Below are 25,899 nucleotides of genomic sequence, written 5' to 3' on the forward strand. Positions count from 1 at the left end.
AGCATCTGCCATCACTCCGCCGCCTCCTTGCGGCCCTCCAGCGCGGCCAGTTCTTCGCGCAGACGGTCAAGGGATTTCTGGATATTCGGCGCCTTGCGTTTCTTCAGCGTGTATTCGCAAACCCGGATCGCAGACTTCACCTTGCCGCGGCGCTCGGCCTCCATCAGCAGGTCGTGTTGGTACCGCGGCAGATCGTTGCGCGCGCGGAACAGCTTGTAAAACAGCTCTGGCGTCAATGTGCCGCCCGCGCCCGCGTAAAGCAGGTCCTTCAGGATGTTCATAACAGCGAAGGCATTCGGCAACTGATGCCCCATGAACGGCGTCTTCAGCCAGGTGACATTGTCGCCGGTGATCCGGCTGACCTGATCGTAGTCCGGCTTGTAGTATGGATCGGCGATGATGAAGTTGTTCTTGGCGCTCTCCGTCAGCCCCACCACGTCCCGATAGCGCCCCTCCCAATCAAGCCGCTTGGTCCAGCCCCAACGATCCTCGTCCGGCAGGATCTCCCGGCTGAGTGTGGATTGCGGCGCAATCGCCAGCACGTTCGAGCCCGGCGCCAGGCTTTGATAGGCAAGCGCCGCATACCCCCCCATGGATGCGCCATAGAACAGGATCTCGTCGAACTGCTCAAAGAAGCCCTGGTCGCGCAGGGTCTCCATCGCGTCATGCACGAAATCCTGCCGGAACCAGTTGCGTTCCACCGCCATGACGCCAAGAACCGAGCACTCCATCTCTTGCCACAGCTGCTTGAACCCCCAGGGCCATCTTTGGCCCTCTGCGCGCGCGATAGAGACGTTGTCAAACGCCACCACCAGCCGGCGCGAACGCGGCGCGAACATCACTGCATTGGCCGGGCCCTCCCACAGGAAGCCGTTAATCTTATTGGCAAAGCCGCGCGCATCGGTGAACCGCTCGTGAGTCGGCTGGTCCAGCGCCGTCTCAGGTGCGACGACCAGGCGTAGGCTGGTCAGCGGCTGCGCCTTTTCATAGGCCATAGTGGGTTTTTCGGCGTCACGGGCGGCGCGGGTCTCTTCTTTGAGCTGCTCGGCCTCTTGCTCGGCCTCCTTGGCGATGTCGAGCGCATCGGGCCGCTCGACCATCGTCAGGTCGTCGAAAAGCTGTTTATAATCAGGCTTCTCCATCAGGGTCTTAATCTTGCCCTGGTGCCAGTCAACGGCCTCTTCGTGCAGCTTGGACAGCACTTTGTCGGACTTGTAACTGTCCAGAATCTCATACATGCCCGGCAAACGCGCCTTGATCCGATCATCCACCTCGGTCGCGTAGTTGCGCCGGGTCCAATAGTCGATGCCCTGGTCATGCTCGGTGTGGTTGATCCGCCCGCGGTCGCGCTTGACCAAAAAGCTCTCTGCCGAGCGCAGGATATAGTGGTTCAGCGTCGCCAGCCGGTAGCCCACCGACCGCTTGGTCGAGCGCCAGCCATTATTCGTCAACAGCATGTCCGGCATCGCGCGACCAGAGCCGTTCACCCAGCGCACCTGATCCTCTTCGCCGTCATCAATCCCCAGCGGACGATGCACGCCGATCCGGGTATAAGGCGAGGACTTGTGGAACATCGACTTGAACCCCCAGCCGAGGCGCGGCTTGGGGATGAACTCGGGCGCGCAATTGACGAATTGCTCGGTGATGGGGCGGTCCTCGTACCCGTGGATGTCTTTGTTCCCAAAGAACTTCCAGGTGAAGCTGACCACGTTGGGATAGTTCGCCGCCTTAAAGAGATCGGCGAATGTCCCGTCGCCCACATGGATGTTGACGAACTCGTCGCAGTCGATCGTCAAGACCCAGTCCGCGTCGTGATAGCAGGGCTTTTTCAGCGCGTCCTTGAGGGCCACGTGCTGGGGCTTCTTGCCGCTGTCCTTCACCCAAGGGTTCGCCACGCGGGTCAGGTGGCCCATCTCCTCCAACCGGTCCAGCATCTCGTTGGTATTGTCGGTGCAATCGTTGGTGTAGACCAGGAAATGCTTGACTCCGATTGATTGGTGATACGCCACCCATTCCAGGATGAACGGCGCCTCGTTCTTCATCGAGGTCACCACGAGAATATTATCGTTCTCAATGGGTTCCGCGGGGCCTTTAAGGTACCCTGTGATATTGCCCGTGCGCCCCTCCAGCCCGTCTATGATCGCCTGGTAATGGCTGGTTTGCTGGTTCATCATCAGCGGCATGTCGTCCATTGCAGCGGGCCGCGTGAGGGTGACATGGGGGTTGTTGGACTGGCTGGGGCTTTCCTCTTCGTCATCGTCGACCTCGACCTTCGACTTGGAGGATCGCGGCGCCTGCGCCGCGGCGCGTTCCGCCTGCTTGGCCTCTTCCTCGGCGCGCTCGGCCAGAACGCTGGCGGGGGGCTCGTCAGGGATCGGGGCGCCCTCTGGATCGACCTCGTGTCGGGCAAGCGCGCGGCCAAGGAAGCTGTCGGGATGCGCAATCCCGCCCTCATGCGTCACCAGCCGCCGGCGCAGCCGCCGGTTCCACAGATGCACGCCATAGCAGCCGTCATCGAGCTGCTCGTCGATGACTTGGCCGGGTTTCAGCAGGTCGCGGCGGTATTTGAATGAGATCGGAAAGAACGCCATCTGCGGCAGCACATATTGCATCTCGCCGGTCTCGTTCAGGAAATGCGTCAGCGCCGCGGGGCCCCACACCCCCCATTCCAACTCGGACACATGTATCGGATTGCCCGCGTCGCGGGCCGCCTCTAGCCGCGCTTTCTCCTCGGGTTTGGCCCAGGGCGGGATCGGGTATTCGGATCCGCACAGGTCGTTGAGTTTAGACAGCGTCTTGGAGAAACGGGGCAGCCCCAGCACCGCGTTGCAGACCAGCCGACCCGGCTTTTCCCAACCGAACACCCACTGATCCTTGAAGTCCCACGGCCTCATGCACAGCATATCCGCGTCCACCCAGATCACGTTCTGCATCTCGATCATGCGGTATCGGAACGCGTCGGCATGCACCGCCGGAGAGCCCGATTTCGCATGGCGGATGTAGTTCTGATTGGGGAAGATCAGATTGGCGTCCATCACCTCGATGCCATCTGGTACGCCCGTGACCTCGCCATAGGTGTAGAGGATCGTGCGGTGGCCGTGATCCGCAAAGCTCTTGAGGCAAACCTGCTCGATATAGCTGAGCGAGCCGCCAATCCACAGCGACGCAATAATGGGGAGGTCCATAAATTTCTCTCTCGTTCCTCTCGCCACAGCTGTGACGACTCACCTCAATATGGCGCCGTATCGTACCTTTTCGTGAACGGCGCTTCGATTTGCGGCCAGTTTCACCCACAGGGCCTTAAAAAACAAGGCAACAATACCGAATTCCCGTGTTTGTCCACAACCCGCGCAGCAATGTTGTGGAAAAACAAGCGTGGGCAGGCATGTCATACACACCAGTCGCAGCGGCGAGGAGTGAGGGCACATAGCTTTTGGGGTAGGTCGCCTTTCACCGCGTGATCGGGCTCTATAACATCTTGATTTTTCAAAATACTCCCAAAATTACACGCATGAAATTCTGCGCGTAATGCACGAATACCGGCATATCCATGTGGGCGACGGGACGCTGGATGCGCTCACCAGGCCAACCGTGGCATCGGCCGACGCTACTGGAAGCGGCGCAAATTCAACGACCAGAGTGACGCTAGTCTGGCGCAGCGCGCGCCACAGATCGTCAGCGCGATGGCGGCGCTGAACGACCGTTCCGGCGGAAAACTGGAAGAACTGCGCCTCGCCGTGCTAAAGGCGCATCTCGATCGCTTTCAGCAGCTTCTGGATGAGCCCAGTTACCGCGATCTTTATGCGTTCTGCGCGGGCGACGGGGAGGCCGCCGCCTAGCGCTCTGCGCGATTAATTGGTGGTCAGGCCGCTGATGTAGTGACGCGCCAGCATCTCGCGGTCGAGCCCGCGCGCCTTAAGTTGCGCGTCGTTGAGGCTGAAGAGATACTCAAAACGCTGCGCCCGACGGAACAACGAAAAGAAAGCCAGCACGGCTGTCAGAGGGTTGCGCGAAGCGGGGGCGGTCAGGGTTGCGGTTGCCATATTGGGCCTCAAAATTTTCTGGTCTGGTTACAACAACTATATGGGCGTCCCGACGGCGAATGAGTACTGCCGATCAAGCAATGCCGCGCTGCAGCAGGCGCATGGCTCAGACCTGGAATTCCTTGTCCACCGGCACTTTCATCGCCGTCACAAGCGGATTGGTCTGCGCCGCCATCCCGATCACCGCCAGCAACTCGATATATTGCGCGTCCGTCATACCCTTCGCCCGTGCCGCAGCGGTGTTAGAGTGGATGCAATAATCGCACCCATTGGTTACCGAGACAGCGATATAAAGCAACTCTTTGACGAGCGGGTCGAGCGCCCCGGGCGCCATGACGTCCTTCAGGCGCTCCCAGGTGGCGCGTAAACTCGCCGAATCATGCGCCAAGGCGCGCCGGCTGAGCATCTGATGGTTAGCGCCGTTCATCACACATAGCTTAACTCATTGTTACGCAACACCATTTCCTCAATCTCTGAAACTTCCTCGACCCTAGACAGCGCAATCGCCACCTGTCTAGCGATTCCGCCCCTGGCAACCCGCGCGATGCTCGGCTAGATGATGCCGCATGACGACCCGCCTGGAAATCCGCCGCCCCGACGACTGGCATCTGCATCTGCGCGATGGCGCCATGTTGAAAACCGTGCTGCCCGAAAGCGCCCGCCACTTTGCGCGCGCGATCATTATGCCGAACCTGGTGCCGCCAGTGGTGACGGGGGACGATGCCCGCGCGTATCGGGACCGGATTATGGCTGCGCTGCCAGACGGTTACACGTTCGATCCGCTGATGACGCTCTACCTGACCGAGCACACGGATCCAGACGACGTGGCCGCGGCCCATGCCTCTGGCCTGGTGAAGGCGGTAAAGCTCTACCCCGCCGGGGCCACCACGAATTCCGCCAGCGGTGTGCGCGATTTTGACAGGGTCCGCCCGGTGTTCGAGCGCATGTCTGAAATCGGCCTCCCGCTTTGCGTGCATGGCGAGGTCACGGACGCCGAGATCGACATATTCGACCGCGAGGCGGTTTTCATCGACCGCGTGCTGGACCCGATCCGCCGCGCGACGCCCGGCCTGCGGGTGGTGATGGAGCATATCACCACCTCTGACGCCGTGGACTATGCCAGCGCGCAGGACAGCACTCTGGGTGCCACGATCACCGTCCAGCACCTGATGCTGGACCGCAATGACATGCTGGTGGGGGGCATCCGCCCGCATTACTACTGCCTGCCGATCCTAAAGCGCGGCAGCCACCGCGAGGCCCTGCAGCGCGCCGCCATCTCTGGCGACCCAAGGTTCTTTCTGGGCACCGACAGCGCGCCGCATGCGACCCACGCCAAGGAGAACGCCTGTGGCTGCGCCGGCTGCTTCACCGCGCCCATCGCGCTGGCCTGCCTGGCGGAGACCTTCGAGGGTCTTGGCGCGCTGGACCGGTTGGAAGGGTTCGTGTCGCTGCACGGCCCGGCCTTCTACGGGCTGCCGGCGAACACCGAGACCGTGACCCTGACCAAGGGCGCCCCGCAAGACCTGCCGCCGCCCCTGCCCGTCGAGGGTGGCTCTTCCGTTACCGTATTCGACCCGGGCCGCCCGTTGCATTGGAGCGTCCTTTGAGCGGGGCCGACTAAGAAAACATGGAGCCGCTATGATCCCGTCCTCATTCCCCGCCAAAGACGAAATCGCGCGCCTCTCAGCGGGCATGCTGCTGGAGATCGGCGCGGTGGATTTCAACGCGCGCGAACCCTTCACCTACGCGTCCGGGCTCAAAGGGCCGACCTATGTCGACTGCCGCAAGCTGATCTCATTCCCCCGCATCCGGTCCACGCTGATGGATTTCCTGACGGTGACGGTGATGCGGGACGCCGGTTTCGAGGCGTTCGACAATATCGCGGGCGGCGAGACGGCGGGGATCCCCTTTGCCGCCTTCGTGTCCGAACGCATGGCCCTGCCGATGTCCTATGTCCGCAAGAAGCCAAAGGGCTACGGCCGCAATGCCCGCATCGAGGGCGGCATGAGCGAGGGCCAGCGGGTGCTCTTGGTGGAAGACATGACCACCGATGGCGGCTCGAAGGTAAGCTTCGTCGAGGCGATCCGCGAGACCGGGGCTACCTGCGGTCACACTGCGGTGATCTTCTTCTATGACATCTTCCCCGGATCGCGGCAGATGCTTTTGGACCACGGGATCGCGCTGCATTCGTTATGCACCTGGTGGGATGTCCTGGCCGTGGCGAAAGACCGGGCAGCCTTTGACGCCGAGACCCTAAGCGAGGTCGAGGCGTTCTTGCACGACCCGCGGGAATGGCAAGCGGCGCATCCCTAGGACGGGCGCCGGGACAATCCTTTCCAAAGCCTAAAATTTCTCGTGGATAAGTTCTGTGAGGGAAATGTGAATGATCCTTCCACAGAATCGCATGCTTGCACCGCATGTAGCGGATCGGGTATACTCGCATACGAAACCTGGGCATCGCTCGCGCGGGAAATCGGGTTCCACAGGCTTGTTCAGGCGGTTACCCACAGAGATTTCCGTGTAGGCAGCGCCCAATTCTTCCACTAGTCCTGAGCACCGGGACAAGGGGGCAATAATGAACGAAATAGCGGCGATTCACGCCTCCGCTCCGGCGGACGACGTTGAGACCTTGCCACATAACATCGAGGCCGAGCAGCAGCTTCTGGGCGCGATTCTGACCAACAATGACACCTATGACAGGGTGGCGTCGGTGATCAACGCGGGGCATTTCTATGACCCCGTGCACGCCCGGATTTTCGAGGTCGCGGCCGCGCGCATTGCCAAGAATGCGCTGGCCTCTCCGGTGACGCTCAAGGCGTTCCTGGAGGAGGATGAGGGGCTGAAGGAACTCGGCGGACCGGCCTATCTGGTGCGCCTGGCCGGGGCCGCGATCTCGAGCTTTGCCGCCCGCGATTACGCGCAGATGATCTATGATCTGGCAATTCGGCGCGACTTGATTGGGCTCGGCGGCAACATCGCCGCCAAGGCCGCCAAGGTCGACGTCAAAAGCGAGCCCCGCGAGCAGATCATCGAGGCCGAGCAGGCCCTTTACAAGCTCGGCGAGCAGGGCCAGTCCGAGAGCGGTTTCCAGAGCTTTCTCAAGGCGGTAACGGACGCCGTTAATCAAGCCAACGCGGCCTACCAGCGCGATGGCGATATGGCGGGGATCTCCACAGGGCTCGACGATCTGAATGGCAAACTTGGCGGGCTGCACAAGTCCGACCTTTTGATCCTCGCGGGGCGGCCCTCAATGGGCAAGACCTCGTTGGCGACCAACATCGCCTTCAATGTGGCCAAAGCATACAAACGCGGGCAATTGCAGGACGGCTCCGAGGGCGCGATCGATGGCGGCGTGGTCGGCTTTTTCTCGCTAGAGATGAGCGCCGAGCAGCTCGCCGGCCGGATCCTGGCCGAGGCGTCCGAGATCTCCTCGCATAAGATCCGCCAAGGCGACATGTCCGAGGAAGAGTTCCGCCGCTTCGTAGAGGCGGCCAAGACCCTGGAGGCCTGCCCGCTTTACATCGACGACACCGCGGCGATCCCGATCTCGCAGCTTGCCAGCCGCGCGCGGCGCCTGAAGCGTGTGCATGGTCTGGACCTGCTGATCGTGGACTATATCCAGTTGGTGCGCGGCTCGGCAGACAACCGGGTGCAGGAGATCGGCGAGGTCTCGATGGGGCTCAAGGCCATCGCGAAGGAACTCGACATCCCGGTGATTGGCCTGTCGCAGCTCTCGCGCCAGGTGGAGAGCCGCGACGACAAGCGCCCGCAGCTGAGCGACTTGCGGGAATCAGGCTCCATCGAGCAGGACGCCGACGTCGTGATGTTCGTCTACCGGGGCGAATACTACAAAGAACGCGAGAAGCCCGACGACGCCAACCTAGAGGCCATGGCCACCTGGCAAGAAGAGATGGCGCGCCTGCATGGCAAGGCAGAAGTGATCGTCGGCAAGCAGCGCCACGGCCCCATCGGCACGGTCGAGCTGTCCTTCGAGGCGCAATTCACCCGCTTTGGCAACCTGGTGAAGCCCTGGCAGCAAAACAGCGACGGCGATGGGTTTGGCTAATCCGCAGTCAGATCGGAGAAATCTGCGGAATTGATGCTCGGATTGGCCTGAAGCGGGCGTTTGGAAGCGCCAAATCTCTTGCAAGAGATTTGCACTTTCCTTCCAAGGAAAGTGGCCCCCGCGCGCCGATAAGACGCTGGGGTAGAGTGATCATCTCGTGTCGCGCTGAAGAAACTCTTGCAAGAGTTTCGCAATTTTCTTGCAAGAAAATTGCGGCGCACCAATGCCCGCTCCAGGCCAAAACGCGATCATCCAACAATTGCGCGCGCGAACACAACGAGGGGCTGCCGCAATCCCGCAATCATAATTTCCAAAACCTTCGAAATGCCGATACATCTCAGGGGTCAAAAACGCGCGACGCCTTTCTCAGTTCGGTGTAAAAGATCTCATGGAAATCCCCGTCCTCGATGCAACCAAACCGACTGATACACTGGTGCGCGCATTCGCCGAGGCCTATGGCACGGTCGGGTTCGCCTATCTCACCGGGCACGGCGTACCCCTTGCGCTCGTAAACGGCGTCTTTGACGCCAACCGGGCCTTCCACGCCCAGCCCCTGGCCCAGAAGCAGGCCATCGCGCTCGACCGCAACCACCGCGGCTATATCGCCACCGCCACCTCGACGGATGTGAACTCCTCTCTGGCCGAGGTCACCAAGCCGAACCAATCCGCCAGCTTTATGATGATGCGCGAGGAGGCCCAGGACCCGGCGCGCTACCTTTCGGGGCCGAACCAGTGGCCCGACCTGCCGGGCTTTCGTGAGGCGGTGGAGGCGTATAACGCCACGATGACCGCCCTCGCCCACCGGCTCATGGGGGTGGCGCTTCGCAGTATCGACGCCCCCGCCGCGGTGCTCGACGCCTTTGCCCGCCCCACGACGTGGCTGCGCCTGCTGCACTACCCGCCCTTGCCCGATGGCAGCCCGCCGGACCTCTATGGCAGCGCGCCGCATACCGATTTCGGGTGCCTGACGCTTTTGGCCACCGACGATGTGGGTGGTCTTCAGGTCAAGGCGCCCGGCGGCGGGTGGATTGATGCACCTCCCCGCGCGGACGCCTTCATCGTGAATGTGGGCGACATGCTGCACCGAATGTCGAACGGCAAACTGCGCTCTACGCCGCATCGGGTGGTCAATCGCACCGGGCGCGAGCGCTACTCGGTCCCATTCTTCTACGACCCGGACGTGGCCTATGACGTGGCGCCCCTGCCCGGCACCGGCGCGCCGCGGTTCGAGCCGATTAATTTTGGCGATTTTCTGCGCGGCGAGCTTGAGGCCGCCTACGAGGCCCACAAAAAGTGAATGGACAAGGCGGCAGGATCGCGGCCATGCTAAAGGCATGGCCGCCGCCCTTCTCCGAGTTGTCGCGCTGATTTTTCTCGCCCTGCCCGCTCAGGCTGACGGAATTGAGGTCGATCTAGAGCTGGTTTTGATGGTGGATGTGTCGCGTTCGATGACCGAGCGCGAGCTCGAGATCCAGCGGCGCGGCTATGCAGAGGCGCTGCAATCGGATGCGGTATATGCCGCCGTGAAATCCGGCCTTCTGCAGCGCGTCGCCATGACTTATGTCGAATGGGCCGGCACGCAGCGTGTGGTCGTGGATTGGCGAGTGCTCGAGACCCGCGACGACCTGGCCGCTTTCGCCAACACGCTCACCGCCGAGTTCAATCCGGCGCTGCGGCGCACCTCGATCTCGGGCGCGCTGCTTTACGGCGCCGAGACGATCCGCACCAACCCCTATGAGGGGCTGCGCCGGGTCATCGACGTCTCTGGCGATGGCCCGAACAACCAGGGCCGCCCGGTAAGGCGCGCCCGCGACACGGTGCTCGCGCAGGGCATCGTCATCAACGGCCTGCCGCTGATGACGCGCGAAGGCATGGGCGCGCAATGGCATCTTGACGACCTGGACCGCTATTACGAGGCCTGCGTGATCGGCGGGCCGGGCAGTTTCGTGATCCCGGTGCTGGATTGGGATGACTTCGCCGAGGCGGTGCGTCGCAAGCTCGTGCTCGAGATGGTGTCCCGCCCGGCGACCGCGCAGATCATCCCCGCGCAGCAGCTCCAGCCCCGGGCTTATGATTGCTTGATCGGCGAGAAGATCTGGGAGCAAATTCAACGCCAGTGGGACCAGCCATGACCAAGCTACACCGCCGCGCCTTCATTGCGGGTGCCGCCGCCGTGCCCTTTGCCAAAACGGGACATGCCATGCAGCCGCTTTACGTGCCACCCGAGGAGGCGCGCCACCAACGCACCCTCATGATGTGGCCCGCAAGCCGCCGGGTCTATCGCGATGCAGACCACCTCTACGACGTGCAAGCGACGATCGCCGACATCGCGTCCACCATTGCTGCCTTTGAGCCCGTGACCCTTTTGGCCGATGCCAGCTTGCATGCCGAGATCCAGCGCCGGACCCGCTCGGATGTCCAGCTATGGGACGTCCCGACAGAGGATCTTTGGGCGCGCGACGCGGGGCCGCTCTTTGCCAAGAGCGGCTCTGACACCGTCATCAGCCATATCCAGTTCAACGGCTGGGGGAGTAAGCAGGTTCACAGGCATGACGCGCAGGTGGCGACGGCCGTGGCGCGCCGCCTGGGCCTGCCGCTGGTCGATGCGGGCCTCAAAGGCGAACCCGGCGGCGTCGACCATGACGGCCATGGCAGCCTTATTGCGCATGAAAGCTCTTGGCTCATCGAGAACCGCAACCCGGGGCTCAGCCGCGACGAGATCGGCGCGCGGCTCAAAGAGGCCTACGGCGCGGACCGCCTGACCTGGGCGCGCGGGGTCTATGACCAGGACATCACGGATTACCATATCGACAGCCTGGCGCGCTTCGCCGGGCCGGGGCGCATCCTGATGAACCTGCCCGACGCGCCGGACCCGCGCGACCCGTTCCACCGCGCCGCCCTAGAAACCCATGACGCCCTGGCGGCGGAGTACAATGTGGAGGTCATCCCCGAGCCCGTCCAGCGGCGCGTGCGCGACCCGGAATTCGTGGCCAGTTACGTGAATTACTATGCCTGCAATGGCGCGGTGATCTCGGCGCAATTCGGCGATCCAGATGCCGACGCTATCGCCGCCAAGGCGCTGGCACGCCACTACCCGGGCCGCGAGATCGTCACCCTGAACACCGACGCTCTGGGAGAACTCGGCGGCGGCATCCATTGCGCCACGCAGCAGATGCCTGCTTGACCTGGAGTGACTCCAGTAAGCTATCTCTGATTCGAAAGCAGTTAGGAGGCGCGGATGCAGATCGCCGAAGCCGCCGCTGAAAGCGGCCTATCCATTGATACAATCCGGTTCTACGAGCGCTCTGGCATGCTGCCGCCCTTGGCCCGTGACGCGCGGGGCTGGCGGCAATTCTCGGGGGATGCGCTCGATTGGCTGCGGGTGCTGGGCAACCTGCGCAAGACGGGCATGCCGCTGGAGGACGTAAGGCGCTTTGCGGCCTCGGCCAACGGGCCTTTGGCAGAGACCCAGGCCGCGATGGCAGAGCGCCTGGCGATCCTGCGCGCCCATGCGGCGCGGCTGGAGGCCAAGCGCGCCGAGATCGAGACCTGCTCGGCCTATCTCGACCACAAAATCGCGATCTATTCTGGAATGGGGGTTCCCCAGTGATGCAAAGACAAGACTGGACCGGCGCGCCGGTGCCCGCACTTGGCATGGGATGCTGGGCCATCGGCGGCCCCTTCTCCCTAGAGGGCCGCCCGGTGGGCTGGGGCGAAACCGACGACGCGGTCTCGCGCGCGACAATCGCCGCCGCCTATGAGGCGGGCCTACGGGTCTTTGACAGCGCGCAGGCCTATGGCGCGGGGCATTCCGAGGCGTTGCTCGGCGAGGTTCTGGGCGACAAACCCGACGCGCGCGTGGTGACCAAGATCGGCCTCGGGATCGACCCCGCGCGGCGGGAGCTCACCGGCGTGGTGACGGATCCCGATGCGATCCGCGACAGTCTTGAGGCCTCGCTCAGACGGCTCCGGCGCGACCAAGTGGATCTAGTGCTGTTGCATCTGAACGATCTGCCCTTGGACCAGGCCGCGCCGATCTTTGACATGCTGCAGGGACTGCACGACGCGGGCCGCGTCGGCGCCTATGGCTGGAGCACGGACTTTCCGGACAGGGCCGCGGCTTTCCCGGAGCACGTGGGGTTCCGCGCGGTGGAATTGGCGATGAACGTGTTCTTTCGCGGGGACAAGATCTCGGACGCCTTGGACGGCAGCGAACGCGTGCCGCTTATCCGCTCACCCCTGGCGATGGGGCTTCTGGCCGGGCGGATCGGCGCCACAACGGTGCTGGCGGAGGATGACGTACGCGCCAGCGATGCGGGCTGGATGCAGTACTTCAAGGACGGTCGTGCCAACCCCGCCTACGTGGCGCGGCTGGAGGCGGTGCGGGAATGCCTAACTGTGGGCGGGCGCAGCCTGGCGCAAGGCGCCCTGGCCTGGCTTTGGGCGCGCAGCCCGCGCTGCATCCCCGTGCCGGGCATGCGGACGCCCGAGCAGGCGGCAGAGCTCGTGGCGGCCTTGGATCTCGGTCCACTGCCTCAGGCGCAGATGGAAGAGATCGAGAAGCTTATGGACCGCCCCGAAGAAGGCGAACCCAGAGCCCGGTAGAAGACGCAGTAGGGTGGCGGCCATGGGCGACATCATCGCGCGGGGTTATCGCGCTGGCAGTAGACCCCGCTCACAAAAACCCTGCCGCGCCCCAAACCATCCCAAACGCAAGCGCCGCCGCCGAGGCCAAAGCCGATAGACCCGCCAGCTTCCAATAGGAGAACGGTCGCTCGCCAAAGGTACGCCCGTCGATGCCAGAGACCACCACTTTCATCCCTTTGCCACCATAGGCGTAGTGCAAAATCCAGACCGGCAGCAGGATGCGCCGGTAGTGGATGCCCGATGTATCGGTTCTGAAGCGACCGACCTTGGTGCCGGGCCTGCCGACATGGCACTTTATTCGGTTGCGGATCAGAAGGCGCTTGTCTGTGCGGTTCGCTTCCAGCCCCTCGGCGACGCTCTGATGATGGCGTTCGGCGGCGAAACCCGCCAGGTACCCTGCCCCATAGGGGCGCAGGCGTTCGGGATGGAACTCGTGCAGGATGCCGTCGCGGATCAGCGGCGTGACATGCGGCGAGGCCGGCATCAGCAGGTCATCGAACGTGATGCTCATCTTCCCCGAAACCGATCTGCGGCGGCGGTTCTTGCCGCTGCCCACGGTGTAGCTGGCCCAGTATTGCACGGCCTCTTGGCTGTCGAAGGTCCAGAACGGCGCGTAGAGCCCCGCCACCCGGCCCTTTGACACGGTGCGGGCCAGATCGCTCGGCGCCGCGATCCGCCGCCGGACCCAGTCGAGCGCATAGGCCTGCGCGTCCGCCTCGGGCACGCGAAAGGGCACCAGCGCGGTCGTCTCATAGCCCAGATCCTCGGTCCCAAGCACAACCGGACCGTTGCAATAGGGGCAGCGCTCGCTGAGCGCCGGGCCTGTGAACACGACGTCGCCGCCGCAGGTCTGGCAGTGGTGCACCTGGCTGCCGCGAAAGGCCGGGGCCTCCTCGGCGGGGGCGTCCGCATCAAAGGGGAACTCCTTGGCGGCCTGATCGTCGCTGGGCGTTTTGAGGCTCTGCACGGTGCCGCAGCTTTCGCATTTCAGGCCCCGCGCGGCGGGGTCATAGGCGCATTGCCCGCCGCAGGACGGGCATAGAAGGCCGCGCTGCTGCGCGCCCAGCGGCTCCATCAGTCAGACTCCGCGATGGCGATCGCGATCTCTAGTAGTATGCGCAGCCGCAGCCAGGACCGCTCTATCGCCGCGTCCAGGTCGCCGCTGGCCCACCAGTCGCCGAGAATGGTGCCGCAGAACCAGGTCGCCAGCAGCCAGAACGCGATGACGGACCAGCCAGAGATGGATCGGATCCAGCCCGCAGAGCCGTGCCGCAGCTCGTGCTGGGCCTCGCGCACCCGGATCAGTTTGACCACCGGGAACATTCCGGCGAGGCTTGCAACTGCCAGCACGACCAGCGCGGCGGCTGCGGGGGCGAGTTCGATTGGCAAGGTCGGCGGGTCTCTGTTGCGGCGGCAGGTTGGGATCGACGCGGTGAGTCTGGCGCGGATTTTGGCGTCACGCAAGGGGCGCGGCGTGGGCGATTTTATGGGGTAATATAATACCTTAATTTTAAGTCACTGATTTCCAATACTTTTATTCACAACCCGCTTATTGACTGCGCGGCGGCAATCTCTATAAACCGCGCATCCGAATGAACCTCTGACCAAAGAGACCGCAATGAAAACCTTCACCGCGACCCCTGCGGACATCGACAAGAAGTGGATCCTTATCGACGCCGAAGGCGTTGTTCTGGGCCGTCTCGCCTCGATCGTCGCAAACCGCCTTCGTGGCAAGCACAAAGCCACCTTCACGCCGCACATGGATATGGGCGACAACGTGATCATCATCAACGCCGACAAGGTGCAGCTGACCGGCAAGAAGCGCGCCGACAAGACCTATTGGCGCCACACCGGCTACCCCGGCGGGATCAAGAGCCGCCAGGCCGGCGAGATCCTTGAGGGCGACCACCCCGAGCGCGTCTTGACCCTGGCCGTCAAGCGCATGCTGCCAGGCAACCGCCTCAGCCGCCAGCAGATGACCAACTTGCGTGTCTACGCGGGTGCCGAGCATCCGCATGAGGCGCAGGCGCCCGAGGTGCTGGACGTCAAGGCGATGAACTCCAAGAACACACGTACGAACGCGGGGACCGCATAATGGCCGATCAAGTGAATTCTCTGGAAGAGCTGGGCCAGGTCGCAGAGGGCGTCGTGGCCGAGGACACCGCCGCTGCCGTCGTAGCCCAAGAAGAGCAGATCACCCGCGAGCCCGTCCGCGACGAGTTGGGCCGCTCCTATGCCACCGGCAAGCGTAAAGACGCCGTGGCGCGGGTATGGATCAAGCCGGGCAACGGCAAGGTCACCGTGAACGGCAAAGAGATGGACGCCTATTTCGCGCGCCCCGTGCTGCAGATGATCCTGCGCCAGCCCTTCACCGTGGCTGGCGTTGAGGGCGAGTTCGACGTGATGGCGACCGTTAAGGGCGGCGGGCTTTCGGGCCAGGCCGGTGCCGTCAAGCACGGCATCTCCAAGGCGCTGCAGCTTTACGATCCCTCCCTGCGTGGCGCGCTGAAGGCAGCCGGGTTCCTGACCCGCGACGCCCGCGTCGTGGAACGGAAGAAATACGGCAAGCGCAAGGCGCGCCGGAGCTTCCAGTTCTCCAAGCGTTAATCGACGCGATATCTATTGCGAAGGGCCGCCCAGTTTGGGTGGCCTTTTTCGTTGGGTGACGTGTTTTCTGAGCCGCTGGGTGTTTATCTGGCCTCGACCACCGGCGGGCATTCGCGCGCCACAATTTTCTTGCAAGAAAATTGCGAAACTCTTGAAAGAGTTTCTTTGGCGCGACACGAGATGATCCCTTAACAGCGACCGCTCGCCAGTCTGCGGGCCCACTTTCCTTGGAAGGAAAGTGCAAATCTCTTGCAAGAGATTTGGCGCGCTCCAAGGGCGGTTCAGGCCAGAGCCTGCGCACCAACGGCAGGCCCATACATCTGTTACCCTCGTTTCGGCGGGATCGAATATGTCAGCGTCGCCCGCGCCACCGGCGCGTCCACCCCTTCGGAGTAAATCAGCACATCCCCCACCGACAGCGTCTTGCCCAGCTTCAAGAGCCGCGCCTCGGCGATCAGATCGGTATTCGCGGACGGCTTGCGCATGAAATCAATCGAGCCGTTGGTGGTCACCGCGAGCGCCTCGGGCCCGATCCGGCTGAGCGTGGCCAGATAGATCGCCACATCCGCCAGCGCGAACATAGATGGGCCAGACACCGTCCCGCCGGGCCGCAGATTCGCCTCGGTCACGTAGAGGCGCATGCGCACCCCGTCCTCGGTCACGGCCTCGACGTTGAAATCCTTGTGCACCTGCGGGAAGACCTCGACCATAAAACCCATCAGGTCATCGGGCGTCATAACTGGCTGCATGCTTCCCTCGCGCGGCGTTTCGCACTAGGTAGTCACCAAAAGACAAGGAGGACAAGATGGCATTGCTCAAGCGCGAGGACCGTGGCGCGGTGGCGCATCTGACGATGACGAGCCCCAGCAACCTCAACGCCTTGTCTGATGGGATGCTGGCGGCGATCCAAGAAGAGTTCGACCGGCTGGCCGAGGACCGCTCAATCCGGGTGATCGTGATCGCGGGCGACGGGCGGGCGTTCTGCCCCGGCCACGACCTCAAGGAGATGACCCGCGGCCGCGCCAATGAGGATGGTGGTGCTGCCTATTTCGCGGATCTCTTCGCGCGCTGCTCGACGATGATGCAGACCATCCCGCGCCTGCCGCAGCCGGTGATCGCGCAGGTGCACGGCATCGCCGCCGCCGCGGGCTGTCAGTTGGTGGCGAGCTGCGACATGGCCGTGGCCGCCGAGGGCACGCGGTTCGGGGTGAACGGCGTGAATATCGGGCTCTTTTGTTCCACGCCCATGGTCGCGCTCAGCCGCAACATCCCGCGAAAGCAGGCCTTTGAGATGCTCACCACCGGCAGCTTCATCGACGCCGCCCGCGCGGCAGAGCTTGGGCTGATCAACCATGCGGTGCCCGAGGCGGAGCTGGCCACAAAGACTGCGGAGCTGGCCGATCTGGTCGCCTCCAAGTTGGGCTCGGCAGTGAAGATCGGCAAACAGGCCTTCTACGAGCAGATCCAGATGCCACTTGAGGCGGCTTACGCCTATACCGGCGAGGTCATGGTCGAGAACATGATGCACCGCGACACCGTCGAGGGCATCCAGGCCTTTATCGACAAGCGCGACCCGGAATGGACGCAGTAGACTAAGCCTGCGGGAGTTGCTGTAGCCAGCGCTGAAGCCGCGCGCGGTTCACACCCAAGTCACTGCGCCCGAAGCGCAGGCGCGACAGGATCACCAGTTCTGATCCCGTCTCTGTTGGGACCGCCGTGGCGGTGATGTAGTCGGGGAACCCCATCACCAGCGAGCGGGCAACATAGGTGACGCGCCCCTCCTCCACCGACCCAGCCAAGCGAGCGGTCCGCACCGCGGGCTGGACAAGTGCGTCGAAGACGGCCAGCGCCTCGGTTGGCGAGAGCGGCACGGCGTGCCGGATCAGCGCGCCCGCCTGCCCGGGGTCTTTCGCGGCCACTGGGTCGACATGCCATCGCGTCGGGTCGCTGGGTGCCAATCGGACATAGGCCGCAAAGGCCAAAACGAGGGCGATGAGGGCGAGAAGCATCTTCATGTACTCTCAGTTACGTCACCCGCCGATGGTTTCAAGCCCATGATTGCCCTAACGCCGCGTCCAGCCCCAAAGGCAGATCAGCTCCAGCGCGGCATGAGCCCCCGCCACCGCGGTGATCCCGGCATGGTCAAAGGGCGGCGAGACCTCGACCACGTCGCCCCCCACCATGTTGATGCCCGCGATCCCGCGCAGGATCGCCGCCGCCTGCCAGCTTGCAAGCCCGCCCCAGACGGGCGTGCCCGTGCCAGGCGCAAAGGCGGGGTCTAGGCAGTCGATGTCAAAAGTCAGATAGACTGGCGCGTCGCCCACCCTGGCTTTGATCCGATCCGCCACGGCTTGCGGCCCGAGGCGGTGCGCCTCTGCGGCGTCCAGGATCTCAAACTCCAGCGGGTCGAGGTTGTCGGTGCGGATGCCCACCTGGATCGAGTGGGACATGTCAACGATGCCCTCTTTGACCGCCTTGTAAACAAAGGTCCCATGGTCGACGCGGGCTGCATCATCATCCGCCCAGGCGTCACCATGGGCGTCAAACTGCACCAAGGCCAGCGGCCCGTGCTTTGCCGCATGCGCGCGCAGGATCGGCAGGGTCACTGAATGGTCGCCGCCCAGAGAGATACAGGCCGCACCCTGTTCCAAGATGCCGCGGATATGCGCCTCGATCGCCCCCGGCGCGTCGGCCATCACCGCATAGTCAAACGCCAGGTCGCCGTAATCGGCGATGGCCAACTCGCTCATCGGGTCATAGCCCCAGCCGTAGGGCGCGTCCGGGGCCTGCAACGCGGAGGCCTCGCGGATCGCACGCGGTCCAAGCCGGGTGCCAGGGCGATTGGTTACAGCCTGATCAAAAGGGATACCCGTCACGGCGATGTCGGCACCGGATAGGTCCTTAGTGTAGGTCCGTCGCAGAAAAGAGGTGATCCCGCCAAAGGTGTTCTCGTTCGACAGCCCCTTAAGCCCCTCGCGTGTCAGCGCCGTGTCGACCTGGTTTTTTGCGTCCTCTAGGCCCATTTCCACCCTCTACATTTCGGCCGCGGCGGCGGCGATCTAATGGTCAATCCATGTGTTACTTGGCGTCTAACTGGGAACCTGTCGACATCAAAAAATTGACACGCAACAGGGTTGGAAGGGAAATCTTCACCGAATCACCGGACAATCAAGGGTGGGAGGCGGGGGTTAAACCGTTGAATTGATTACCCCCTCCCTACCGCCCTTTATTTTGGGGCGATTCGGTAAAGAACTTGCTAAAAATTCCTTTTCAATGCGTCCGCAGGTTCGACCATGCCTGCTGAGCGGCGCGTCACTCGATTGGCTGCGCGTGCTCAACAAGGCGTGCGAAAAACGACGCCCCTATGGGCGAAATCTCGTCATTGAAGTCATAGGCCGGGTGGTGGCAATAGGCCGTGTCCCCCTGCCCCAGGAAGAGATAGCTGCCGGGCCGGGCCTCTAACATGTAAGAGAAATCCTCAGACCCCATCTCGGCAGCGATTTCTGTGGACACGTTATCTTCGCCAACCACTTCCGCGGCGACACCGGCGGCAAATGCAGTTTCGCGCACGTGATTGACGGTCGCCGGGTATCCCACCTCAATCTCAATCTCGGCCTCTACGCCAAAGGCCGCCGCGTGACCCGCCACGATCTCGCGCAGGCGCTGAAAAGTCATCTCTTGCACCGGTTTCGAGAAGGTCCGGATTGTGCCAGAAAAGTTGACCTCAGCCGGGATGATATTGGTCGCCGTGCCGGTCTGGATTTGATTGACCGATACGACCAGCTCATCGGACGGTCGCAGATTACGCGACGTGATGGTCTGAATGGCCTGCATCATCGCCAGAGCGGGTGGGATCGGATCCACCGCCTCATGCGGCCAGGCCGCGTGCCCGCCGACCCCGCGCACCACAACCGCGTATTCATCCGCCGCGGCCATGATGGGCCCGGGTTTGGTGTGGAAGGTGTTAGTGCCATACAAAGGCGCATTGTGGATGCCATAGACCTGGTCAATGGCGAAACGCTCCATAATGCCCTCATCGACCATGACCTTACCGCCGCCGGGTCCCTCCTCGGCGGGCTGAAAGATCAGCGCGACCCGTCCCGAAAAGTTGCGCGTCTCGGCCAGATATTTCGCCGCGCCTAACAGCATGGTGGTGTGCCCGTCATGGCCGCAGGCATGCATATTGCCGGGCGTCTCGCTGGCGTAATCTGCGCCGGTCACCTCCTCAATAGGCAGGGCGTCCATATCGGCGCGCAGCCCGATGCAGGCCTCTCCTGCGCCGCGCCCCTGAATGATCGCAACAAGCCCTGTGGTCGCGATGCCCTCATGGATCTCATCCACGCCGAACTCCCGCAGCCGCTCGGCCACAAAGCCCGCGGTCTTAAAGCAATCAAAGCCAAGCTCGGGGTTGCGGTGCATCCACCGCCGCCACTCGGCCATTTCTGCGGCAAAATCCCCGATCCGATTGATCACCGGCATGGCTTGTCTCCCTCGTCGATCCCTCTGATAACGGACCAAGCAGTTTCACAGATCCAAAGGGGCAGCAATGAGCAATGACAGCGACACCTTGGTGCATGACCCCAAGGGCGGGTTGCCGCGGCTGCTCGAGATTATGCGGCGGCTGCGCGACCCCGAAACGGGCTGCCCTTGGGATATCGAGCAGAGCTTTGCCACCATTGCGCCCTATACGATTGAAGAGGCCTATGAGGTCGCAGATGCCATCGAGCGCGAGGCCTGGGACGAATTAAAAGGCGAGCTGGGCGATCTGCTATTCCAATCTGTGTTCCACGCGCAAATGGCGGATGAGGCTGGGCTTTTCGACTTCCACGACGTCGCAGACACGATGTCTGACAAGATGGTCGCGCGCCACCCGCATGTCTTCGGCGACCAGTCGCGGGACAAATCAGCCGAGCAGCAAACCCGCGACTGGGAGAGCGTGAAGGCGGCAGAGCGCGCCGCGCGCGGAGCCTCCGGGGTGCTGGATGATGTCGCGGTCGGGCTGCCGGCGCTGCTGCGCGCGGTGAAGCTGCAAAAGCGCGCCGCGCGGGTCGGCTTCGATTGGCCCAACGTGGATCAGGTCTTGGCCAAACTGTCCGAGGAAGTCGGCGAGCTTGTTGAGGCCCGTGATCACAAAACGCATGCCGATATGGAAGAGGAGTTCGGGGACCTCCTTTTTGTGATCGCAAACATCGCCCGGCACCTCAAGATCGAGCCCGAAGGCGCGCTGCGCGCCGCCAATGCCAAGTTCACCCGCCGTTTCCAAGGCATCGAGGCCAAGCTCTCCGCCATGGGCAAACGCCCCGAAGACAGCGACCTGGCCCAGATGGACGCGCTTTGGGACGCGGTGAAGGCCGATGAACGGGAGCAAGGCTAACTTGACCTTGCCATTGGACGCATTCCCAGAGACCTTAGCCAGATGACACGAAAGATCATCATTGACACCGATCCCGGCCAGGACGACGCGGTCGCGATCCTCTTGGCCCTGGCCTCGCCCGAGCTGGACGTGTTGGGCATCACCGTCGTGGCGGGCAACGTCCCGCTGTCCTTGACCGAAAGGAACGCCCGCATCGTGTGCGAGGTGGCCCGGCGCCCGGACATACCGGTCTTTGCCGGCTGCGACTGCCCGCTGCGACAGCCCTTGGTGACCGCCGAGCACGTGCATGGCAAGACCGGGCTGGACGGCATCGCCCTGCCCGACCCTCAGATGCCGCTGCAAGACCAGCACGCCGTCGATTTCATCATCGAGACCTTGCAAAGAGAACCGCCGGGCACGGTCACGCTCTGCCCGCTTGGGCCGCTGACCAACATCGCGGCGGCGCTGCAAAAAGCGCCCGAGATCGCCGACCGCATCCAGCAGATCGTGCTGATGGGCGGCGCCTATTTCGAGGTCGGCAACATCACGCCCGCCGCTGAATTCAACATCTATGTCGACCCGGAAGCCGCTGAGATCGTGTTCAAATCCGGCGTGGACATCGTCGTGCTGCCGCTGGATGTGACCCACAAGGCGCTTACCAACCGCGATTGGGTCGAGACCATGCGCGCTCAGGGCCGCGTGGGCGAGGCCGTCGCCTCTTGGACCGATTTCTTCGAGCGTTTCGATGTCGCCAAATACGGCTCTAAGGGCGCGCCATTGCACGACCCGACGGTGATCGCCTATCTGCTTCAGCCCGATCTCTTCAGCGGCAAGCACATCAATGTCGAGATCGAAACCCAGTCAGACCTGACCCGCGGCATGACCGTGGCCGATTGGTGGGGCGTCACCAAGCGGCCCGCCAACGCGCTGTTTATAGGGCATCTGGACCGCGACGGCTTCTACGCGCTGCTGACCGAGCGTCTGGGACGGCTATAGACATGCTGCATTTGGCCGGGCCTGAGGACTTCGCCCGCGTATTGACCATGGTCAACGCATTCCATGCCACTGAAAACATGACGTTTTCCGACCAACACTTAAAGGATGCGATCCTCCCTCTTTTGGAAGGGTCGCCCTATGGTGCAATCTGGGTCATCGGGCCAAGACGTGCCCCTGTCGGCTATATTGCGGTGTGCTTTGGTTGGTCGATCGAGCTTGGCGGCATGGATGGGTTCATTGACGAATTCTATATTCGCGAGAAGGTGCGGGGCCGCGGCATGGGCACCGAGGCGCTGGCCGCCTTGCTGCCGGAGCTGGCCAAGGCGGGGCTCAAGGCGCTGCATCTAGAGGTGAACCGCGACAAAGAAAGCGCCGCGCGGCTCTATGCCCGCCTGGGGTTCAAGATCCGCGACCGCTACAATTTGATGACTTGGGTGGCGCCGACGCCAGATGCGCCCTAAATAGAGCGCATGAGCCTCTCCATCCCCTTCGACAACAGCTATGGGCGCCTGCCCGAACGGTTCTACACGCGCCAAGACCCGGTGCCTGTCGCGGAGCCGGGGCTGATCGCGGTCAACCAAAAGCTCGCGCAGGAGCTTGGGCTGGACTTCCAGGCTTTGACCTCGGAGCCCGGTGTGGCAGCGCTTGCCGGGAATGCTCGGTTTGATGGCGCGGATCCGCTGGCCCAGGTCTATGCCGGGCACCAGTTCGGCGGGTGGTCGCCTCGGCTTGGGGATGGCCGGGCGATCCTCTTAGGAGAACTTATAGATAACAAAGGATTGCGGCGCGATATTCAACTAAAAGGCTCCGGTCGAACGCCCTATAGCCGTGGCGGGGATGGCCGTGCCTGGGTCGGCCCGGTGATCCGCGAATATATCGTGTCAGAGGCGATGCACGCACTTGGCATCCCCACGACGCGCGCGTTGGCCGCCGTCACCACAGGCGAGACCGTCATGCGCGAACGCCCCCTGCCCGGCGCGGTACTGACGCGCGTCGCCTCCAGCCATATCCGCGTGGGCACGTTCCAGTATTTTGCCTCTCAACGCGACACCGAGGCGCTGCGCGCCTTGACCGACTACGTGATCGCCCGGCACTATCCAGATGCGGGTAACGCTTTGGAGTTGCTAGAGAATGTGATCGCGCTGCAAGCCCGTTTGATTGCCCGCTGGATGGGCGTCGGCTTTATCCACGGCGTCATGAACACCGATAACAGCCATGTCGCGGGCGAGACGATCGACTATGGCCCTTGCGCGTTCATGGACGATTTCCACCCCGACAAGGTGTTCAGCTCGATCGACCAGTTTGGGCGCTACGCCTATGGGCGCCAGCCGGAGATCGCGGTGTGGAACATGGCGCAGCTTGCCACCTCTCTGCTGCCGCTGATCGACGAAGACATTGATAAGGCGGTGAAATTGGCGACCGACGCTGTGCATCGCTTCCCCGATATCTACCGCGAAGCCTGGCTGAAAGAGTTCCGCGCCAAGATCGGGCTGGCGACCGAGGAGGATGGCGACGCGGCCCTGATCGAGGGGCTCCTGGGCCGGATGGCGACCCTGCGGGTCGATTTCACGAATACGTTCCGGGGCCTGTCGGAGGGCACCGCGCGGCAGCAGTTCAGCGACCCCGCCGCCTATGATGGCTGGGCGGAGGAGTGGCAGGCGCGTTTGGCCCGCGAGCCCGGCGACCCCATTGCATTGATGCGCGCCACCAACCCGGCCGTCATCCCGCGCAACCACCGCGTTGAAGAGGCCATTCAAGCCGCAACATCAGAGGATTACGCGCCGTTCTTCAAGTTAAACGCGGTACTGTCCAAGCCCTTTGAGCTCTCCGAAGCCGACTACGCCAAACCGCCCCAGCCCGAAGAGGTCGTGCATCAGACCTTCTGCGGCACCTGAGCCGCGCGGTTGATCAGCACCAGCCCCAGGCAGACCAGCGCCAGGGCTGCCAGCAAAGACACGCCCACCGGCTCGCCCAGGATTAGCCAGCCAAAGCCCACGCCAAAGATCGGCGCCAGGAAGCTGAACGAGGCCACGCCCGAGGCCGGGTAGCGCATCAAAAGCCAGAACCAAAACAGGAACCCGAGCGCGCCCATCACCACGATCTGGAACCCCATCGTGGCCACATGGACCGGCGCGAACTCTCTGATAAACGGGCCGAAAAACAGCGATGCCAGCAGCAGGATCACCGCCGAGGTGCAAAGCTGCCAATACATCTGCATGATGGGTTTATCCTCGCTGAAGGGCGTGGTCTTGGCCACCACGGCGATCCCTGCCCAGCCAAGCGCTCCGATCAGCGCCATAAGGTCGCCCATCAATGCGCCACCGCCGCCGTCCCGCGACAGGAGCGCCAGGCTGACCCCGGCCACCGCGCAGGCCAGCCCCGCGATCTTGGGGGCCGTCAGCCGCTCTCCCGGGATCAGCACATGCGCCATCACCGCCAGCCAGACCGGCATCGTGTAGAACATCAGCGAGGACCGCGCCACAGTGGTGAAGTCCAGCGCGACGAACAACAATATGAACTCAAAGGCAAAAAGCGACCCCGCCAGGATCCCCCACGGCGCAACCCGGCGGGTGAAATTCGGGCCCTCGCCGCGGAACCGCATCCATAAGTAAAGCAAGCACATCGCCCCGAAGGACCGCACGCCCGCCTGAAACACCGGCTGCACGCCGACATTGGTGATCTTGATCACCACCTGGTTCAGCCCCAGAAGCGCCGAGAAGCCGATCAACGAGACCGCCCCGAAGAGGTCGATATTGTCCTTGCGTTCCATCCGCGCGACCGAACGCCCAAGTGCCGCGATAGTCAAGCCGGTTCCTGCGGCCCGCCCTGCGTGCTAAACGGTCGTAAGAACGAGGGACGCATAGATGACCTTATTACAGATCGCAGCGCTTTTGATCGTGTTGGCCGGGGCCTTTGGGGCGATCAACTATTTGTTTTTAAAGCTTCCCTCGGCGATTGGCATCCTTGTGGTGGCGCTTTTTGCGTCGCTGGCCGTCATGGGGCTCGACTGGCTTATGCCGGGGCTCTCAATCACCCCCGCGATCCAGGCGCAGGTCGAGGCGTTCGAGTTCTCCGAGGCGCTTTTAGAGGGCATGCTGGGGCTTTTGCTGTTCGCGGGCGCACTGCATGTGAAGCTGAGCGATCTGCGCCAGGAATGGCGCGTTGTGGCGCTGATGGCGACGATGGGCGTGGCGCTGTCGACGGTGATCGTGGGCACCGGGTTCTCTGTGATCACAGGCATGCCATTCCTGGTGGCGCTGGTCTTTGGCGCGCTGATCTCGCCCACCGACCCCGTCGCGGTGCTGGGCGTGCTGCGCGAGGCGAACCTGCGCAAGTCCTTGGAAACAAAGATCGCGGGTGAGTCCCTGTTCAACGACGGCGTGGGCTATGTGGTGTTCCTGGTGCTGGTGGGGATAGCTTTCCCGGGCGACGACCATCACGGCTCGGGCTTTGCCGACGCGGCGACGCTGTTCTTCCAAGAGGCCGTGGGCGGCGCGGTGCTTGGCATCGTGCTTGGCTGGCTGACCTTCCGGGTGATGCGGCGCATCGATGACTACTCGCTGGAGGTGCTGCTGACGCTGGGCCTGGTCTTCGGCGGCTACCAGCTTGCCGTCTATCTGCATTTCTCCGCCCCCATCATGGCGGTCTGCGCCGGGCTGTTGATTGGCGATATCGGCGCCAAGCAGGGCATGAGCGAGGAGACGCGGAACTATGTCGACGCCTTCTGGAAGTTGATCGACGAGATCCTGAACGCGGTTCTGTTCCTGATGATCGGGGTGGAGGTCTTTGCCGTGGCCTTTGGCCTGGACGCGGTGATTGCGGGGGCGATGTCCATCGTGCTGGCGCTGATCGGGCGGCTGGCGGCGGTGGCGATCCCGGTCACGCTTCTGAGGCCCTTTCGCGAATTCTCGCCCGGCACGATCCCGATCATGACCTGGGGCGGCCTCAAAGGCGGCATCTCGGTGGCGCTGGCGCTGAGCCTGCCCGACAGCGAGTGGAAGCCGCTGATCCTGACCTGCACCTATATGGTGGTGCTGTGTTCGATCATCATCCAGGGCCTGACGGTGGCGCGGGTCGCCACGCGCCTGGGGCGCGAGCCGGATTTGATGTGATCAGCGCTGACCTATTGCAGAGTTTTCGTGACATTTCGAACTTCTGGGTTGCCCCCCGGCCTAGGTCTTGGCACG

At 63.1% G+C, this 25,899-nt stretch carries 26 protein-coding genes and 1 pseudogene; 17 read left to right on the forward strand and 10 right to left on the reverse strand.

Annotated elements, in window-relative coordinates:
• Positions 1-11: 11 nt before the first annotated feature.
• On the reverse strand, positions 12-3,185 hold the full coding sequence (locus AIOL_RS12380; protein WP_049643259.1) for a glycosyltransferase family 2 protein: 3,174 nt from the start codon (positions 3,183-3,185) through the stop codon (positions 12-14).
• Positions 3,186-3,683: 498 nt separating this feature from the next.
• On the opposite strand from AIOL_RS12380, the gene AIOL_RS25515 reads away from it, so the two are divergent.
• Complete coding sequence (locus tag AIOL_RS25515) at positions 3,684-3,839, forward strand: hypothetical protein (RefSeq protein ID WP_160314479.1); 156 nt, start codon at positions 3,684-3,686, stop codon at positions 3,837-3,839.
• Positions 3,840-3,851: 12 nt separating this feature from the next.
• On the opposite strand, the gene AIOL_RS12385 is transcribed toward AIOL_RS25515, so the two are convergent.
• A complete protein-coding gene (locus tag AIOL_RS12385) occupies positions 3,852-4,043 on the reverse strand; it encodes a hypothetical protein (RefSeq protein ID WP_049643260.1) in 192 nt (63 codons plus the stop codon).
• Positions 4,044-4,149: 106 nt separating this feature from the next.
• Entirely contained in the window at positions 4,150-4,470 is a 321-nt protein-coding gene (locus AIOL_RS12390; protein WP_082152569.1) for a carboxymuconolactone decarboxylase family protein, read from the reverse strand.
• A gap of 139 nt (positions 4,471-4,609) precedes the next feature.
• Between AIOL_RS12390 and pyrC the strand changes: the two genes are divergently transcribed.
• The 8 genes from pyrC to AIOL_RS12430 all read left to right on the forward strand — a co-directional run bounded on the left by pyrC (position 4,610) and on the right by AIOL_RS12430 (position 12,714).
• A complete protein-coding gene (gene pyrC / locus AIOL_RS12395) occupies positions 4,610-5,650 on the forward strand; it encodes a dihydroorotase (protein ID WP_049643261.1) in 1,041 nt (346 codons plus the stop codon).
• Positions 5,651-5,681: 31 nt separating this feature from the next.
• Positions 5,682-6,356 carry an orotate phosphoribosyltransferase gene (locus AIOL_RS12400; RefSeq protein WP_049643262.1) on the forward strand — a complete coding sequence of 225 codons (675 nt, stop codon included), beginning with the start codon at positions 5,682-5,684 and terminating at the stop codon, positions 6,354-6,356.
• A 262-nt stretch (positions 6,357-6,618) separates the two neighbouring features.
• A complete protein-coding gene (locus tag AIOL_RS12405) occupies positions 6,619-8,109 on the forward strand; it encodes a replicative DNA helicase (RefSeq protein ID WP_049643263.1) in 1,491 nt (496 codons plus the stop codon).
• Between the two features lie 388 nt (positions 8,110-8,497).
• Entirely contained in the window at positions 8,498-9,406 is a 909-nt protein-coding gene (locus tag AIOL_RS12410) for an isopenicillin N synthase family dioxygenase (protein WP_049643264.1), read from the forward strand.
• A 37-nt stretch (positions 9,407-9,443) separates the two neighbouring features.
• Positions 9,444-10,241, forward strand: a complete 798-nt coding sequence (locus tag AIOL_RS12415; RefSeq protein WP_049643265.1) for a DUF1194 domain-containing protein — start codon at positions 9,444-9,446, stop codon at positions 10,239-10,241.
• Positions 10,238-11,293 (forward strand): agmatine deiminase family protein, encoded by a 1,056-nt coding sequence (locus AIOL_RS12420; protein ID WP_053101263.1) that lies wholly within the window; start codon positions 10,238-10,240, stop codon positions 11,291-11,293. Before AIOL_RS12415 ends, AIOL_RS12420 begins: the two co-directional genes overlap by 4 nt.
• A 54-nt stretch (positions 11,294-11,347) precedes the next feature.
• Complete coding sequence (locus tag AIOL_RS12425; RefSeq protein ID WP_049643266.1) at positions 11,348-11,719, forward strand: MerR family transcriptional regulator; 372 nt, start codon at positions 11,348-11,350, stop codon at positions 11,717-11,719.
• Entirely contained in the window at positions 11,719-12,714 is a 996-nt protein-coding gene (locus AIOL_RS12430) for an aldo/keto reductase (protein ID WP_049643267.1), read from the forward strand. Before AIOL_RS12425 ends, AIOL_RS12430 begins: the two co-directional genes overlap by 1 nt.
• A gap of 70 nt (positions 12,715-12,784) precedes the next feature.
• Here the strand turns inward: AIOL_RS12430 and AIOL_RS12435 are convergent, their stop codons facing one another.
• Positions 12,785-13,831 carry a hypothetical protein gene (locus tag AIOL_RS12435; RefSeq protein ID WP_049643268.1) on the reverse strand — a complete coding sequence of 349 codons (1,047 nt, stop codon included), beginning with the start codon at positions 13,829-13,831 and terminating at the stop codon, positions 12,785-12,787.
• Positions 13,831-14,220, reverse strand: coding sequence for a hypothetical protein (locus tag AIOL_RS12440; RefSeq protein ID WP_049643269.1), 390 nt, complete (start codon positions 14,218-14,220; stop codon positions 13,831-13,833). The genes AIOL_RS12435 and AIOL_RS12440 overlap by 1 nt, the downstream gene beginning before the upstream one ends.
• Positions 14,221-14,374: 154 nt before the next feature.
• Between AIOL_RS12440 and rplM the strand changes: the two genes are divergently transcribed.
• Together rplM and rpsI are read left to right on the forward strand one after the other, a co-directional pair.
• A complete protein-coding gene (gene rplM, locus AIOL_RS12445) occupies positions 14,375-14,851 on the forward strand; it encodes a 50S ribosomal protein L13 (protein ID WP_049643270.1) in 477 nt (158 codons plus the stop codon).
• Positions 14,851-15,363: a 30S ribosomal protein S9 gene (rpsI, locus tag AIOL_RS12450; RefSeq protein ID WP_049643271.1), complete on the forward strand. Its 513-nt coding sequence runs from the start codon at positions 14,851-14,853 to the stop codon at positions 15,361-15,363. Before rplM ends, rpsI begins: the two co-directional genes overlap by 1 nt.
• A gap of 323 nt (positions 15,364-15,686) precedes the next feature.
• On the opposite strand, the gene AIOL_RS12455 is transcribed toward rpsI, so the two are convergent.
• Positions 15,687-16,112, reverse strand: a complete 426-nt coding sequence (locus AIOL_RS12455; protein ID WP_049643272.1) for a PaaI family thioesterase — start codon at positions 16,110-16,112, stop codon at positions 15,687-15,689.
• 47 nt (positions 16,113-16,159) lie between these two features.
• Between AIOL_RS12455 and AIOL_RS12460 the strand changes: the two are divergent.
• Positions 16,160-16,954 (forward strand): annotated as a pseudogene (locus AIOL_RS12460) (enoyl-CoA hydratase); the annotation flags it as partial.
• A 1-nt stretch (position 16,955) separates the two neighbouring features.
• Here AIOL_RS12460 and AIOL_RS12465 read toward each other — a convergent pair.
• From AIOL_RS12465 to AIOL_RS12475, 3 genes are all read right to left on the reverse strand, one after another.
• On the reverse strand, positions 16,956-17,378 hold the full coding sequence (locus AIOL_RS12465) for a DUF1499 domain-containing protein (RefSeq protein ID WP_049643274.1): 423 nt from the start codon (positions 17,376-17,378) through the stop codon (positions 16,956-16,958).
• Between the two features lie 48 nt (positions 17,379-17,426).
• Positions 17,427-18,386, reverse strand: coding sequence for an agmatinase (gene speB / locus AIOL_RS12470; protein WP_049643275.1), 960 nt, complete (start codon positions 18,384-18,386; stop codon positions 17,427-17,429).
• A 289-nt stretch (positions 18,387-18,675) separates the two neighbouring features.
• Entirely contained in the window at positions 18,676-19,842 is a 1,167-nt protein-coding gene (locus AIOL_RS12475; RefSeq protein ID WP_049643276.1) for a M20 aminoacylase family protein, read from the reverse strand.
• Between the two features lie 67 nt (positions 19,843-19,909).
• Between AIOL_RS12475 and mazG the strand changes: the two genes are divergently transcribed.
• From mazG to AIOL_RS12495, 4 genes are all read left to right on the forward strand, one after another.
• Positions 19,910-20,737, forward strand: a complete 828-nt coding sequence (gene mazG / locus AIOL_RS12480) for a nucleoside triphosphate pyrophosphohydrolase (protein WP_049643277.1) — start codon at positions 19,910-19,912, stop codon at positions 20,735-20,737.
• Between the two features lie 42 nt (positions 20,738-20,779).
• Positions 20,780-21,712, forward strand: coding sequence for a nucleoside hydrolase (locus tag AIOL_RS12485; protein WP_049643278.1), 933 nt, complete (start codon positions 20,780-20,782; stop codon positions 21,710-21,712).
• A 77-nt stretch (positions 21,713-21,789) separates the two neighbouring features.
• The gene (locus AIOL_RS12490; RefSeq protein ID WP_326973110.1) at positions 21,790-22,173 is read left to right on the forward strand and encodes a GNAT family N-acetyltransferase; all 384 of its coding nucleotides are present in this window, start codon (positions 21,790-21,792) and stop codon (positions 22,171-22,173) included.
• 9 nt (positions 22,174-22,182) lie between these two features.
• Entirely contained in the window at positions 22,183-23,607 is a 1,425-nt protein-coding gene (locus tag AIOL_RS12495) for a protein adenylyltransferase SelO (protein WP_049643280.1), read from the forward strand.
• On the opposite strand, the gene AIOL_RS12500 is transcribed toward AIOL_RS12495, so the two are convergent.
• Entirely contained in the window at positions 23,586-24,518 is a 933-nt protein-coding gene (locus AIOL_RS12500; RefSeq protein WP_326973111.1) for a DMT family transporter, read from the reverse strand. The genes AIOL_RS12495 and AIOL_RS12500 overlap by 22 nt on opposite strands.
• Before the next feature lie 58 nt (positions 24,519-24,576).
• On the opposite strand from AIOL_RS12500, the gene AIOL_RS12505 reads away from it, so the two are divergent.
• Entirely contained in the window at positions 24,577-25,824 is a 1,248-nt protein-coding gene (locus AIOL_RS12505; protein ID WP_049643282.1) for a cation:proton antiporter, read from the forward strand.
• The last annotated feature ends 75 nt before the right edge of the window (positions 25,825-25,899 follow it).

The sequence above is a fragment of the Candidatus Rhodobacter oscarellae genome (assembly GCF_001078595.1).
GTDB classification, from domain to species: Bacteria; Pseudomonadota; Alphaproteobacteria; order Rhodobacterales; family Rhodobacteraceae; genus Rhodobacter_B; species Rhodobacter_B oscarellae.